Annotated in this window: 11 protein-coding genes and 1 riboswitch; of the genes, 8 read left to right on the forward strand and 3 right to left on the reverse strand. The window is 69.7% G+C overall.

Features of this window, described 5'->3' with window-relative positions; translation table 11 throughout:
- The coding region (locus K311_RS18780; protein ID WP_211223650.1) for a hypothetical protein at positions 1–237 on the forward strand (237 nt) is incomplete at its 5' end.
- Between the two features lie 52 nt (positions 238–289).
- Here K311_RS18780 and K311_RS16295 read toward each other — a convergent pair.
- The gene (locus K311_RS16295) at positions 290–706 is read right to left on the reverse strand and encodes a hypothetical protein (RefSeq protein WP_154659516.1); all 417 of its coding nucleotides are present in this window, start codon (positions 704–706) and stop codon (positions 290–292) included.
- 700 nt (positions 707–1,406) lie between these two features.
- A riboswitch (cobalamin riboswitch) is annotated at positions 1,407–1,624 on the forward strand.
- A 331-nt stretch (positions 1,625–1,955) separates the two neighbouring features.
- On the opposite strand from K311_RS16295, the gene K311_RS0109310 reads away from it, so the two are divergent.
- The 7 genes from K311_RS0109310 to K311_RS0109340 all read left to right on the forward strand — a co-directional run bounded on the left by K311_RS0109310 (position 1,956) and on the right by K311_RS0109340 (position 10,571).
- Complete coding sequence (locus K311_RS0109310) at positions 1,956–4,259, forward strand: ribonucleoside-diphosphate reductase subunit alpha (protein ID WP_026817077.1); 2,304 nt, start codon at positions 1,956–1,958, stop codon at positions 4,257–4,259.
- A 15-nt stretch (positions 4,260–4,274) separates the two neighbouring features.
- Entirely contained in the window at positions 4,275–5,327 is a 1,053-nt protein-coding gene (locus K311_RS16300; RefSeq protein ID WP_051239877.1) for a ribonucleotide-diphosphate reductase subunit beta, read from the forward strand.
- 9 nt (positions 5,328–5,336) lie between these two features.
- Positions 5,337–6,314 (forward strand): aspartyl/asparaginyl beta-hydroxylase domain-containing protein, encoded by a 978-nt coding sequence (locus K311_RS0109320; protein ID WP_026817078.1) that lies wholly within the window; start codon positions 5,337–5,339, stop codon positions 6,312–6,314.
- Positions 6,315–6,351: 37 nt separating this feature from the next.
- Positions 6,352–7,179, forward strand: a complete 828-nt coding sequence (queF, locus tag K311_RS0109325; RefSeq protein WP_026817079.1) for an NADPH-dependent 7-cyano-7-deazaguanine reductase QueF — start codon at positions 6,352–6,354, stop codon at positions 7,177–7,179.
- A gap of 123 nt (positions 7,180–7,302) precedes the next feature.
- A complete protein-coding gene (locus tag K311_RS0109330) occupies positions 7,303–7,809 on the forward strand; it encodes a hypothetical protein (RefSeq protein ID WP_026817080.1) in 507 nt (168 codons plus the stop codon).
- 51 nt (positions 7,810–7,860) lie between these two features.
- Positions 7,861–8,223, forward strand: coding sequence for a YkgJ family cysteine cluster protein (locus K311_RS0109335; protein WP_026817081.1), 363 nt, complete (start codon positions 7,861–7,863; stop codon positions 8,221–8,223).
- A gap of 122 nt (positions 8,224–8,345) precedes the next feature.
- A complete protein-coding gene (locus K311_RS0109340) occupies positions 8,346–10,571 on the forward strand; it encodes an NADP-dependent isocitrate dehydrogenase (protein WP_026817082.1) in 2,226 nt (741 codons plus the stop codon).
- Between the two features lie 74 nt (positions 10,572–10,645).
- On the opposite strand, the gene K311_RS0109345 is transcribed toward K311_RS0109340, so the two are convergent.
- Together K311_RS0109345 and K311_RS0109350 are read right to left on the reverse strand one after the other, a co-directional pair.
- A complete protein-coding gene (locus K311_RS0109345; RefSeq protein WP_026817083.1) occupies positions 10,646–12,205 on the reverse strand; it encodes an ATP-binding response regulator in 1,560 nt (519 codons plus the stop codon).
- A gap of 28 nt (positions 12,206–12,233) precedes the next feature.
- Positions 12,234–13,733 carry a DUF7125 family protein gene (locus tag K311_RS0109350; RefSeq protein ID WP_026817084.1) on the reverse strand — a complete coding sequence of 500 codons (1,500 nt, stop codon included), beginning with the start codon at positions 13,731–13,733 and terminating at the stop codon, positions 12,234–12,236.

Genomic DNA, 13,733 nt, shown 5'->3' on the forward strand with positions numbered 1-13,733 from the left:
CCGGGCGCGCCCGACGATGCGAGCGAACCTGCCGAAGAGAACCAGCCGAGCCCAGAGCGCTGGCCTAAGCTGGTCAGCGGCCAGCGCGAACGAACACCGTCCGAAGCGTTTCACCGAAGACTCGATGCCTGCCGAGCGAAAAGCTGCAGCGCGCTTGTGAACTCACCCGAAGCTCGAACGCCTGGCGAAGCGACGAAGCCGCAGATCGCAACGAACGCCCAAGTGGTCTGCTCTTAGCGGCCTAACGCCCGAGTTAAGCCGCGCCGAAGGCGTCGGCTTGAATGATTAGTTAGGCGCTGCCGCGGCTGCGTTCTGACCAATCGTCCCAGTAGGCTGCACTTGCCTGTAAGAGCTCTTGGACCGAAACGGGCTCTCCGGAATCGAGCGCCAACGATACGGAAGTGTATTCCAGAAAGAGCGTGCCCATGACGCAGTTGACGATGATGGGGTGCGAGCTTTCCAGCGAGAGGATCTCGATCTCGCGCCGGGCGATGTCCTCCAGAGTGCTGCTCGCAGCGCCCTCGTAAGGCTCGTACCGGAACGAAGTGCATTCGGCGAGGCTTAGCACAAACCCAGTCCCACTGCCGGGAAAGCGCTGCCGCAGATAGCGGATAGAGACTGCAACGCGAACGCTGCCAGGAACAGCGCCCGATACGTCAGTGATCCGGCCATCGTGAAGATACTTCCAAACATCCGCGTTACTCATTGCAGCGCCTAACGCCTGAGTTAAGCCGCGCCGAAGGCGTCGGCTTGAATGATTAGTTAGGCCATCGCCTAGTAAGGCCGCAGCTGCACATTTACAGATGCTTCCAAGCTTGGCGAGACCGCGAGTGCAACAGAATAGCGACCACCACCCTCAAGGTACGTGTCCAGCGCTGGCACGACTCGTTTACCCATTGCGGTGAAGGCGATCGACAAGCCGGACTCGCCGTGCGGCCGAACGTGTGCATGAGCGGTGGCACCTGGCTGGATATCTCCAAGGTCCGCGCTGAACCCATCGCCAGATACAACAACAGCCTGAAGCAAAACTCCTGATCGGTTCTCCACAGAAAGCGGAGTCGAGCTGTTACAGCCAGCGAGGCCAAAGATAGCTAAGACCAGAAGGAGTGCAGCCCGCATAGATGGCCTAACGCCAAGTAGGCCTCCTAAGCGAGGCGTATGACCGTATGGTCCGCCCCGCCGCGCAGCCAGGTCAATCGTCATCCCAGTCGATTCAACGCGTTGCACACGCGGGGCGCTTCGACCCCCGTCGTGCCGCAGGGTGTTATTCCACGCAAGCGAGGAATATTCCCGACTTCGCCGCGCAGGCGAGGAATAGCGCGGAGGCCGGCGATGCCCGCGTCGTGGCCCCCGGGGACGCGCTGGCGCTCGTCACGTCGCGGCGGTTGACCCTTCACGTCCGCCCCCACTATCTTGGGGCCGTCGGTCCCGGGCGCCACAACCGCTTGGGTTAATAGGGAAGCCGGTGCGATTCCGGCGCTGCCCCGCAGCGGTATGTGGAAACGAACGCCGTCACACGCACTGGGAGCGCGCTCCCGGGAAGCGACGGCCAGTAGGCGGAATGGGAACGCATGTTCCCACCATGTCCACGAGCCCGAAGACCTGCCGACAGCCGCGCGGTTCCAAGCACGCCGCGCGGTCACCGGCCCAGGAGTCTCCGGGGGGAGGCGGCGCCGGTGTCGCGCGGTCTCGTTCCGCGCGACACCCGGATCCCATTCTCCGAACGGAACTTCGCACGCCCGCGGGGGCGAGGCCGCGAATGCATCCGTGCGTTCGTGGCCGGTCCTCCGCACGCCGCCCCGCGAGGGAGGGACGGCGCAGTGCACCACGCACCGGAGAACGCCATGACCCCGCCCGTCGTCGACACCGTCGCCGCTCCCTCGTCCACGCCCGCCGCCGCCGCGCCTCCGTCGCCGCCGCAGTTCGAACTGACACCGCCCGCGACCGCGCTGTCGATGACCGTCACCAAGCGCAACGGCCGGCGCGAGCCGGTCGACCTCAACAAGATCGTGCGCGCGGTGCAGCGCGCCGCGGACGGTCTGTATGCGGTCGACCCGATGCGCGTCGCCACCCGCACCATCAGCGGCCTGTACGACGGCGCGACCACGCGCGAACTCGACGAGTTGTCGATCCGCACCGCGGCGCTGCTGACCGCCGAGGAGCCGGAGTACGGCCGCCTCGGCGCGCGCCTGCTGGCCGAATTCATCGCGAAGGAGGTGTCGGGGCAGGAGATCCACGCGTTCTCGCAGTCGATCGCCCGCGGCCACGAGACGGGCCTGATCAACGACCGCCTGCTCGGGTTCGTGCAGCAGAACGCGCGCAAGCTCAACGACGCGCTCGACCCCGCGCTCGACCGGCGCTTCGACTACTTCGGCCTGCGCACGCTCTACGACCGCTACCTGCTGCGCCACCCGACGAAGCGCACGGTGATCGAGACGCCGCAGCAGTTCTTCCTGCGCATCGCCTGCGCGCTGAGCCGCGACGTCGCCGAGGCGCTGGCGCTGTACCGGCGCATGGGCAACCTCGACTACCTGCCGAGCTCGCCGACGCTGTTCAACGCCGGCACCACGCACGAGCAGCTGTCGAGCTGCTTCCTGCTCGATTCGCCGGAGGATTCGCTGGAGTCGATCTACCGCAAGTACGGCGAGATCGCGCAGCTGTCGAAGTTCAGCGGCGGCATCGGCGTCAGCTGGACGCGCGTGCGCTCGCGCGGCGCGCTGATCCGCAGCACGAACGGCCACAGCAACGGCATCGTGCCGTGGCTGAAGACGCTGGATTCTTCGGTCGCCGCGGTGAACCAGGGCGGCAAGCGCAAGGGCGCGGCCTGCGTGTACCTGGAGCCGTGGCATGCCGACGTCGAGGAATTCCTGGAACTGCGCGACAACACCGGCGACGACGCGCGGCGCACGCACAATCTCAACCTCGCCAACTGGATCCCGGACCTGTTCATGCGCCGGGTCGAGGCCGGCGGCGACTGGTCGCTGTTCGATCCGCACGCGCTGCCCGAGCTCGTCGACCTGTACGGCGAGGCGTTCGACGCCGCCTACGAACAGGCCGAGGCGCGCGGCTTGGCGGTGCGCACGCTGAAGGCGCGCGACCTGTACGCGAAGATGATGCGCACGCTCGCGCAGACCGGCAACGGCTGGATGACCTTCAAGGACAAGTGCAACCGCGCCAGCAACCAGACCGCGAAGGCCGGCAACGTCATCCACCTGTCGAACCTGTGCACCGAGATCCTCGAGGTGACGTCCGGCGACGAGACCGCGGTCTGCAACCTCGGGTCGATCAACCTCGGCAACCATTTCGACGACGACCGCTTCGATTTCGCGCGCCTGGCCGAGACGGTGGCGCTGGCGGTCCGCCAGCTCGACCGCGTGATCGACCTGAACTTCTACCCCGTCGAGGCCGCCCGCCGCGGCAACCTGCGCTGGCGGCCAGTCGGGTTGGGGATGATGGGGCTGCAGGACGTGTTCTTCCGGCTGCGCCTGCCTTTCGACGCGCCGGAGGCGCGCGAACTGTCGGCGCGCATCGCCGAGGAGATCTATTTCGCCGCGCTGGAGACGTCCTGCGAGCTGGCGCAGGAATTCGGCCGGCATCCCAACTTCGACGAGACCCGCGCCGCCCGCGGCGAGCTGCAGTTCGACGCCTGGGGGGTGCAGCCCCGCGACGCCGCGCGCTGGGACGCGCTGCGCGCGCGCATCCGCGAACACGGCCTGCGCAACTCGCTGCTGGTCGCGATCGCGCCGACCGCGACGATCGCGTCGATCGCCGGCTGCTACGAGTGCATCGAGCCGCAGGTGAGCAACCTGTTCAAGCGCGAGACGCTGTCGGGTGACTTCCTGCAGGTCAACCGCCACCTCGTCGCCGAACTCAAGCAGCTCGGCCAGTGGACGCCCGAGATGCGCGACCGCATCAAGCTCGCCGAAGGCTCGGTGCAGGGCATCGCCGAGCTGCCGGCCGAGCTGCGCGCGATCTACCGCACGGTCTGGGAGCTGCCGATGCGCAGCCTGATCGACATGGCCGCCGACCGCGGCGCGTTCATCGACCAGAGCCAGTCGCTGAACCTCTTCATGGAGTCGCCGAACATCGGCGCGCTGTCGTCGATGTACATGTACGCGTGGAAGAAGGGCATCAAGACCACGTACTACCTGCGCTCGCGCGCGGCCACCCGCATCGCCAAGACCACCGTCGCCGGCGGCGACCAGGCGGCGGTGATGTGCTCGCTCGAGAACCCCGAGAGCTGCGAGGCGTGCCAGTAGGCAGGGAGAGACCCGATGAATCCGCCCGAAGTCCGCACCCCCGTCCCCGGTTCCCTTTCCCGGGAGTCGAAGCTCCTCGATCCCGGCTTCGAACTCACGCTCCGCCCGATGCGCTATCCGCAGTTCTACGAGATGTACCGCAACGCCATCCGCAACACGTGGACGGTGGAAGAGGTGGACTTCTCGCTGGACACCAACGACCTGAAGAACAAGGTGGGTCCGGCCGAGCGGCACCTGATCGAGCGGCTGGTGGCGTTCTTCGCCACCGGGGACTCGATCGTGTCGAACAACCTGGTGCTGAACCTGTACCAGCACATCAACGCGCCCGAGGCGCGCATGTACCTGTCGCGGCAGCTGTACGAGGAAGCGCTGCACGTGCAGTTCTACCTGACGCTGCTCGACACCTACCTGCCCGAACCGGAAGCGCGGGCCAGGGCCTTCGCGGCCGTCGAGAACATCCCGTCGATCCGGCGCAAGGCCGCGTTCTGCTTCCGCTGGATCGACAGCGTGCATGCGCTGCGCCGGCTGGAGAACCGCGACGACCGGCGCGCGTTCCTGCTCAACCTGATCTGCTTCGCCGCCTGCATCGAGGGGCTGTTCTTCTTCGGCGCGTTCGCCTACGTCTACTACCTGCGCTCGCGCGGCCTGCTGCACGGCCTGGCCGGCGGCACGAACTGGGTGTTCCGCGACGAGAGCATGCACATGGCGTTCGCGTTCGAGGTCATCGACGTGGTCCGCGGCGAGGAGCCGGACCTGTTCGACGACGCCCTGCGCGCGCAGGTGGTGGAGATGCTGGAGGAAGCGGTGGAGTGCGAGTTCGCGTTCAGCGAGGACGTGCTCAGCGGCGGCGTCGCCGGAATGTCCCCGCGCGACATGCGCGAGTACCTGCGCTACTGCGCCGACCAGCGACTGGTCCGACTCGGCATGCCCAGGCACTTCGGTGCCCGCAACCCGTTCCCGTTCATGGACCTGCAGGACGTGCAGGAGCTCACGAACTTCTTCGAGCGGCGGGTTTCGGCCTACCAGGTCGCGGTGGAAGGCGAGGTGGCCTTCGACGCGGCGTTCTAGAATGTCCGCATGACCCTGGCCACCGGCGTACTGATCGTCCTGGTACTGACGTGGGCGGCGAGCGCCGCCTACGTCTACCACCTGCGGGGCGCGACGCGCTACACGGGCCCGCAGCAGTACCTGCGCAAGAACTGGCCGCTGTTCGCGCCGCTGAACTGCCTGCTGTACGCGTGCACGCGGCGCGGCGCGCGGACCCCGGTCGTCGCGCCCGAGGCGCTCGACGCCGACCTGCGGCAGGGGCTCGCGCTGCTGCGCGGGAACTGGACGGTGATCCGCGACGAGGCGCTCGCGCTGCACGCGCGCGGCCGCCTCGAGGCGCCGGTACGCGGCGCCCCGGCGTCCTTCGACGTCGGCTTCCGCACGTTCTACAAGCGCGGCTGGAGCCGCTTCTACCTGCACTGGTACGGCTACACGCATCCCTCCGCGCGCGCCGAATGCCCACGCACGCTCGAACTGCTGGCGCGGACGCCGGGCGTGCAAGCGGCGATGTTCTCGATCCTGCCGCCGGGCGGCCAGCTCACGCTGCACGCCGATCCGATGGCGTGTTCGCTGCGCTGGCATCTCGGCCTCGCGACGCCGGGCGACGACGCCTGTTTCATCGCGATCGACGGCGAGCGGCGGAGCTGGCGCGACGGCGAGGAGTTCGTCTTCGACCAGACCTTCCTGCACCACGCCCGCAACGACACCGCCGAGCCGCGCTTGATCCTGATGGCCGACGTGCGCCGGCCGATGGCGTGGCCGGGCCGCTGGCTGAACGTGCCGTACCGCTGGCTGAGCCGGCTGCTGCTGGCCCCGAATGACGCCCGCGACGGTCGCGGCGCGGCCAGCGCGGTCTTCGCGGCGGTTGCGCCAGCCATCGCGGCCGGCCGGCGCCTCCATGCGCGGGCGCCGGTCGCCTACGCGGTCGTCAAGTGGACGGTGAACGCGCTGCTCGTCGCCGGTGTGCTCGCCGCCGCATGGTGGGGGCTGCGATTCGTGACCGGTTGAGCGGTGGCTCGAAGGTCGCCGTGCGAGAATGCGCGCCATGACTTCCCCCGAACTGAGCCCGCTGGGCAAACCGGTCGGCTACGGCGCCGACTACGACCCCTCCCTGCTGTTCCCGATCCCGCGCGCGCAGCAGCGCGCCGCGCTCGGGCTGGACGCCGAACTCCCGTTCACCGGCGTCGATTTCTGGAACGCGTACGAACTGAGCTGGCTCGATTCGCGCGGCAAGCCGCGCGTCGCGATGGCCGAACTGCGGGTGCCGGCGGCCTCGCCGAACCTGATCGAGTCAAAGAGCCTGAAGCTGTACCTGGGCAGCTACGCGCAGCAGCAGTTCGGCGACACGGACAGCCTGCGCGCGCAGCTCGTGCGCGACCTCGGCGAGGCCTGCGGCGCGCCGGTGACCGTGGTGCTGACGCCGGTGGCGTCGAACAACGCCGCGATCATCGAGAACCTCGAGGGCGAGGTGATCGACGACCTGCCGGTCGAGATCACGCATTACGGGCCGCCGCGCCCGGATTTCCTGCAGGTCGACGACGAGAAGAAGGTCGACGAGGTGCTGGTCTCGCACCTGTTCCGCTCCAACTGCCCGGTCACCGGCCAGCCGGACTGGGCCAGCCTGCAGATCCGCTACGCCGGCCCGCGCATCCTGCGCGACGGCCTGCTGCGCTACCTGGTCAGCTACCGCATGCACGCCGATTTCCACGAGCAGTGCGTCGAGCGCATCTTCATGGACCTGATGCAGCACTGCACGCCGAGCCGGCTGGCGGTGTACGCCCGCTACACCCGCCGCGGCGGCCTGGACATCAACCCGTTCCGCGCCACGCCGGGGCTGCCGCTGCCGGGCAATCCGCGCACGGCCCGCCAGTAAGCCCCCCCTCCCCCCGCATTTGTAGGAGCGCCTTCAGGCGCGATCCGTGCCTTTCCGGACAGGTGGCATCGCGCCTGAAGGCGCTCCTACAAATGCGGGGGGGTGATACGGCAGAATCCGCCGATGCGCCGACTGCTGCCGACCCTGCTCGCCACCGCCCTGCTGGCCGCCTGCGGCGGGTCGCCCGAACCCGCCGCGCCCGATGCCGCGGCCCCGCCGGCACCGGGCGCCGAGCTCGGGTCGGTACCGGCGCCCGCCGATCCGGTGACCGGCGAGCCGGCGCCACCGCCGATGCCGTCCGGCGACTTCCGCATCGTCGCGGTCGAGCTCGACGACGCGATCGATGCCGAAGGCCGCGCGGTCACGCCGACCCTGGCGTTCCGGCGTGGCGACCGCATCCATGCCTCCGTGGTCGGCGTCGGCGGCAGCCAGGGCCTGACGCTGTCGGCGCGCTGGTTCGGCCCCGACGGCGCCGAAATCGCCAATGCCGGGCAGTCGCTGGTGCCGGACAAGCCGACCGTCGTGACCTTCGCGATCAGCCAGCCGCAGCCGTGGCCGGTCGGCGAGTACCGGCTGGAAGTCGCGATCAACCAGCGGGTCGTCGAAACCCGCGAATTCGAGGTCCGCTGAAGCCCGCACCACCGGCGCATCCGATCCGCAACCCCCGAGCGCTCCTGCGTCATGTCCCATCCCTGCCTGCGCTGCGGCGCCTGCTGCGCTGCCTTCCGCGTCGCCTTCCACTGGACCGAGGCGCAACCGGCGAAGCCCGACGGGGTGCCGGAAGCGATGACGTCGCCGCTGCGCCGGCACGAACTGCAGATGCGCGGCACCGAACTGGCGCCGATGCGCTGCGTCGCGCTCGCCGGCGACATCGGCGTCGACGCGCACTGTTCGATCTATGCGCAGCGGCCCACGCCCTGCCGTGAACTGCTTCCGGCCTGGGAGGGCGGCGAACCCAGCGTGCAGTGCGATCGCGCGCGTGAGCGGCACGGGTTGACGCCGCTGACACCGGGGGATTGGGCGTCCGCCGACGCGGTCACCTGAGTCGCGACGCGGCGCGAGTACGCCCGCGTACGGTTTTGCTGCTTTGCGGCGGTCGCCCCGCCCGCGCGACAATTGCGGTTCCGCGCGCGTCCCGCGCGCCCGTAGCCGCGAGCCGTCAAGCCATGTCCGATGCACCGAAGCTGATCTACACCCTCACCGACGAGGCGCCCTTCCTCGCGACGCAGTCGCTGTTGCCGATCGTGCGCGCCTTCGCCGGCGCCGCCGGCATCGCCGTCGAGACGCGCGACATCTCGCTGTCGGGACGCATCCTCGCGCAGTTCCCGGAGCGCCTGCGCCCGGAACAGCGCATCGGCGACGACCTCGCCGAACTCGGCGTGCTGGCCACGACGCCGGAAGCCAACATCATCAAGCTGCCGAACATCAGCGCCTCGCTGCCGCAGCTGAAGGCGGCGATCGCCGAACTGCAGGCCCATGGCTACGACCTGCCGGACTATCCGGAAGAGCCGGCGAACGACGCCGAGCGCGACGCCAGGGCGCGCTACGACCGGGTCAAGGGCAGCGCCGTGAACCCGGTGCTGCGCGAGGGCAATTCCGACCGCCGCGCGCCGCGCCCGGTGAAGGAATACGCGCGCAGGCACCCGCACCGCATGGGCAAGTGGGACGCCGCCTCGAAGACCCATGTCGCGCACATGGACGACGGTGACTTCTACGGCAGCGAACGCTCCGCGACCCTGGCCGCCGACGACGTGCTGCGCATCGAGCACGTCGCCGCCGACGGCAGCGTCACCGTGCTGAAGCAGGCGCTGAAGGTGAAGGCCGGCGAGATCGTCGACGCCGCCACCCTGTCGCGCCGCCGGCTCGCGGCCTTCGTCGCCGCGCAGATCGAGGACGCGAAGGCCCGCGGCGTGCTGTTCTCGCTGCACCTGAAGGCGACGATGATGAAGGTCAGCGACCCGATCATGTTCGGCGTCGTCGTCGAGCAGTTTTACGCCGCCGCGCTGGCGAAGCACGCCGATGCGCTGGCGGAGGTCGGCTTCGACCCCAACAACGGCATCGGCGACCTGTACGCGCGGCTGCCGCAGTTGCCGGAAGCAACCCAGGCGGCGATCCGCGCCGACATCGACGCGGTCTATGCCGCGCGCCCGGGCGTGGCGATGGTCAACTCCGACAAGGGCATCACCAACCTGCACGTGCCCAGCGACGTGATCGTCGATGCGTCGATGCCGGCGATGCTGCGCGACAGCGGCCGCATGTGGAACGCCGCCGGCGAGCTGCAGGACACCAAGGCGGTGATCCCGGACCGCTGCTACGCCGGCATCTACCAGGTCGTGATCGACGACTGCCGTGCCCACGGCGCCTTCGACCCGGCGACGATGGGCAGCGTGCCGAACGTCGGCCTGATGGCGCAGAAGGCCGAGGAATACGGCTCGCACGACAAGACCTTCCAGGCGAAGGCCGACGGCCGCGTGCGCGTGATCGCCGGCGACGGCCGCGTGCTGTTCGAACACGCGGTCGAGGCCGGCGACATCTGGCGCATGTGCCAGACGAAGGACGCGCCGATCCGCGACTGGGTGAAGCTGGCGGTCGACCGCTCGCGCCTGAGCGGCACCCCAGCGATCTTCTGGCTCGACGCCGCGCGCGCCCACGACGCCCAGCTGATCGCCAAGGTCGAGCGCTACCTGAAGGACTTCGACACCACCGGCCTCGACCTCCGCATCCTGGCGCCGGTCGAGGCGATGCGCGTTTCGCTGCAGCGCATCCGCGCCGGCCAGGACACGATCTCGGTGACCGGCAACGTGCTGCGCGACTACCTGACCGACCTGTTCCCGATCCTCGAGCTCGGCACCAGCGCGAAGATGCTGTCGATCGTGCCGCTGATGGCCGGCGGCGGCCTGTTCGAGACCGGCGCCGGCGGGTCCGCGCCCAAGCACGTGCAGCAGTTCGTCGAGGAGAACTACCTGCGCTGGGATTCGCTCGGCGAGTTCCTCGCGCTCGCCGCGTCGTTCGACCACGTCGCCGAACGCTGGCTCAACACGCCGGCACCGGTGCTCGCGAAGGCGCTCGACGCCGCCAACGGCCGCATCCTCGACGAGAACCGCTCGCCGGCGCGCAAGGTCGGCGAGCTCGACAACCGCGGCAGCCACTTCTACCTGGCGCTGTACTGGGCGCAGGCGCTGGCGGAGCAGGACGAGGACGCCGCCCTGAAGGCGCGCTTCGCGCCGCTCGCGAAGGCTCTCGCGGACGACGAGGCGACGATCCTCGCCGAACTCACCGCGGTGCAGGGCAGGCCCGTCGACATCGGCGGCTACTACCGCCCCGACCCGGCGAAGGCCGCCGCGGCGATGCGCCCGAGCCCCACCTTCAACGCCGCGCTCGCGGGGCTCTGACTCCCTCCTGCTCGAACATCGGAGCGCTCCGGCGCTCCGATGTTCCCTGGTTCGTAGTTCATACGAGGTACGAACTAGGGTTTCTGCAGCAACGCCGTCAACCGCCCGATGTCCGCCGGCTTCAGCAGGTGCGCGTCGAAGCCGGCCGCGGCGACGCGCTCGCGGTCGTCGGGCTGGCCCCAGCCGCTGAGGGCGATCAGCAGCAGGCCGTCGTTGGCGGGATCGGCGCGCAGGCGGCGGGCGAGTTCGCAGCCGTCCATGCCGGGCATGCCGATGTCGAGGATCGCCGCCGCCGGGCGGCGCCGGCCGGCGAGCGCGAGCGCCTGCACGCCGTCGTAGGCGACTTCGGTGTCGGCACCGAGCACGTCCAGATACATCGCCAGCGTGTTCGCCGCGTCCTGGTTGTCGTCGACGATCAGGATCGGCCCGCGCAGCGGCGCGTCGGGCGCCGCGGGAAGGCCGTCGCCACGGGCCGTGCTCGCGAGCGCGGCCGCCTCGGCGAGCGGCAGTTCGACCACCATCTCGGTGCCGAGCCCGTCGCCGGCGCTGAACGCCTGCACGCGGCCGCCGTGCATCTCCACGAGGCTGCGCACCAGCGTCAGGCCGATGCCCAGCCCGCCCTGTCCGGCGCGCGAGGTGCTGCTGACCTGCACGAACATGTCGAACACGCGCGGCAGCATCGTCGCGGGGATGCCGACGCCGTCGTCGCGCACGCGCACGCGCACCGAACCCGGGCCGCTCTCGGCGGGCACGCGCTCGACGCGGACCTGGATCCGGCCGCCACGCGGCGTGTATTTCGCGGCGTTGTTCAGCAGGTTCGCGAACACCTGCGTGAGGCGCACGCCGTCGCCCGTCAGCATCCAGTCGCCCGGCGCGATCTCGAGGCTGAACTCGTGCCCTTCCATCTTCGGCCGGCTCAGTTCGACCGCTTCCTCCAGCACGGTGCGCAGCGACAGCGGCTCGGGCCGCAGCGCGATGCGGCCGCGGGTGATGCGCGAGACCTCCATCAGGTCGTCGATCAGCCGCACCATGTGCTCGACCTGCCGGTCCATCATTTCGAAGTGACGCTGCGCCGCGTCCGGCGGGAGGTCGGCGTGGCGCAGCAGCGCGAGCGCGGTGCCGAGCGGGGCGAGCGGGTTGCGCAGTTCATGCGCGAGCGTGGCCAGGAATTCGGTCTTGCGCTGGTCGTCCTCGCGCAGGCCGGCGAGCAGCCGCCGCATCTCGTACTGGCGCTGCCGCGCACGCAGCGCGCTGCGCACGGTGCTGACGAGGGCGGAGATGCGCAGCGGCCGTTCGATGACGGTGACGTTGGCGATGCGCTCCATCGCCTCGCGGATCGCGCCGGAGTCGGCACCCGGCCGTGCGAGCACCAGCACCGGCAGGTCCGACCACGGCTCCTGGCGGCGCAGCTGTTCCATCACGTCGAGCATCGCCGGTTCGCCGAGAACCTCTTCGGCGAGCAGCAGCGTGCCGGCACCGGCCCGCATCTCGACGTCGATGCACGCCACGTCCGGGCACGCGAGCGCCGGGATGCCGGCCTGCTCGAGCACGCGCAGCGCCAGCGTCGCGTCGCGCGCGGTCGCGGTGCGCAGCAGGACCCGCGACTCCGCGGGATCCGGGGCCGGATCGCTCATGCGTACGTCGCCGGTTCGGGGCGGGGCGTCATCGCAACTCGCGGGGATCTTCGTCGGTGCGGCTCGGCACCCCGGTGAGGATGCCGCGGAATTGCCGCAGCGGCGGCCCGACATGCAGACCGTCGTCGCGCATGGAGAAGCCCCGGATCGTGCGCTCGTGCGCGCCACCGCGTTTCTTCAGCACCGAGATCGCCTGGTGCACTTCGCCTTCCGATTCGAAGTAGCGCAGCATCACGACCGCGTCGGCGAGATAGCTCGCGTCGACGGGCGTCGACATGTTCACGCCGATCAGCCCGTGCTGGGCGCCGATGAGGATCGTCGCGACGCCGGACTGGCCGAGGAAGGTCAGCAGTTCGTGCAGGTGCACGATCAGGAAGCGCTCGTCCGGCATCGCGTTGAGGAAGCCGTTGAGGCTGTCGAGGACGACCACTTTCGCGCCGCCCTGCTCGACCATCGCGCGGATGTCGTGCGCCAGCTCACCCGGCGTGAGTTCCGCCGGATCGATCTGGCGGACGCGGATGCGCCCGGCCTCGATGTGATCCTCGAGACCCATGGTCATCCCGTCGCAGCGGGTGCGCAGGGTTTCCTCGCTTTCGTCGAACAGGTACACCGCCGCGACCTCCCCGCGGCGCGCGGCCGCCACCGCGTACTGCATCGCGACCGTGGACTTGCCGGTGCCGGGCGCGCCGACGACCAGCGTGCTCGTGCCCGACTCCAGGCCACCGCCGAGCAGGTCGTCGAGGGCGGCGATGCCGCTCTTGAGGCGGGTGCGCGCCGTCTCGGGGCGGTGTTCGGCGGCGATCAGGCGCGGGTAGACCTTCAGGCCGCCGTGCAGGATGCGGTAATCGTGGAAGCCGCCGCGGAAACCCTGGCCGCGGAACTTCACGACGATCAGCCGGCGCCGTGCGGCACCGTAATCGGACACGTTCTGCTCGAGGCGGATCACCGCATGCGCGATCGACTGCACGTGCAGGTCGTGCTCCATCGCGGTCATGTCGTCGAGCAGCAGCACGGTGCAGTCGCGGCCGGCGAAGAACTGCTTCAGCGCCAGGATCTGCCGCCGGTAGCGCAGCGAGTTGCCGGCCAGCAGGCGCAGTTCCGACAGCGAATCGAACACCACGCGCGTGGGCTTGAGCGTCTCGACGTCGGCGATGATGCGCTGGCTGGTCGCGCCCAGCTCGACCTCGGAGGGGTGGAACATCGTGTACTGCTCGTCGGGCTGCAGGCTGTCGGCCGACGGGAGCAGCTCGCGCATCTGCACGCCGGTCAGGTCCCAGCCGTGCGACGCGGCGACGCCCTGCAGTTCGACCTCGCTCTCCGAGAGCGTCACGTACAGCACCGACTCGCCGTTGCGCACGCCTTCGATCAGGAACTGCAGCGCCAGGGTGGTCTTGCCCGAGCCGGGCGTGCCCTCGATCAGGTAGAGGCGCGAGGGGGCCAGGCCGCCACCCAGGACATCGTCGAGCCCGGGGACGCCGGTGCTGATCAGCGGTCGCGACGAGGGCGCGTCCGGGCCGGTTTGTTTCAT

The sequence above is a fragment of the Arenimonas composti TR7-09 = DSM 18010 genome (genome assembly GCF_000426365.1).
GTDB lineage: Bacteria > Pseudomonadota > Gammaproteobacteria > Xanthomonadales > Xanthomonadaceae > Arenimonas > Arenimonas composti.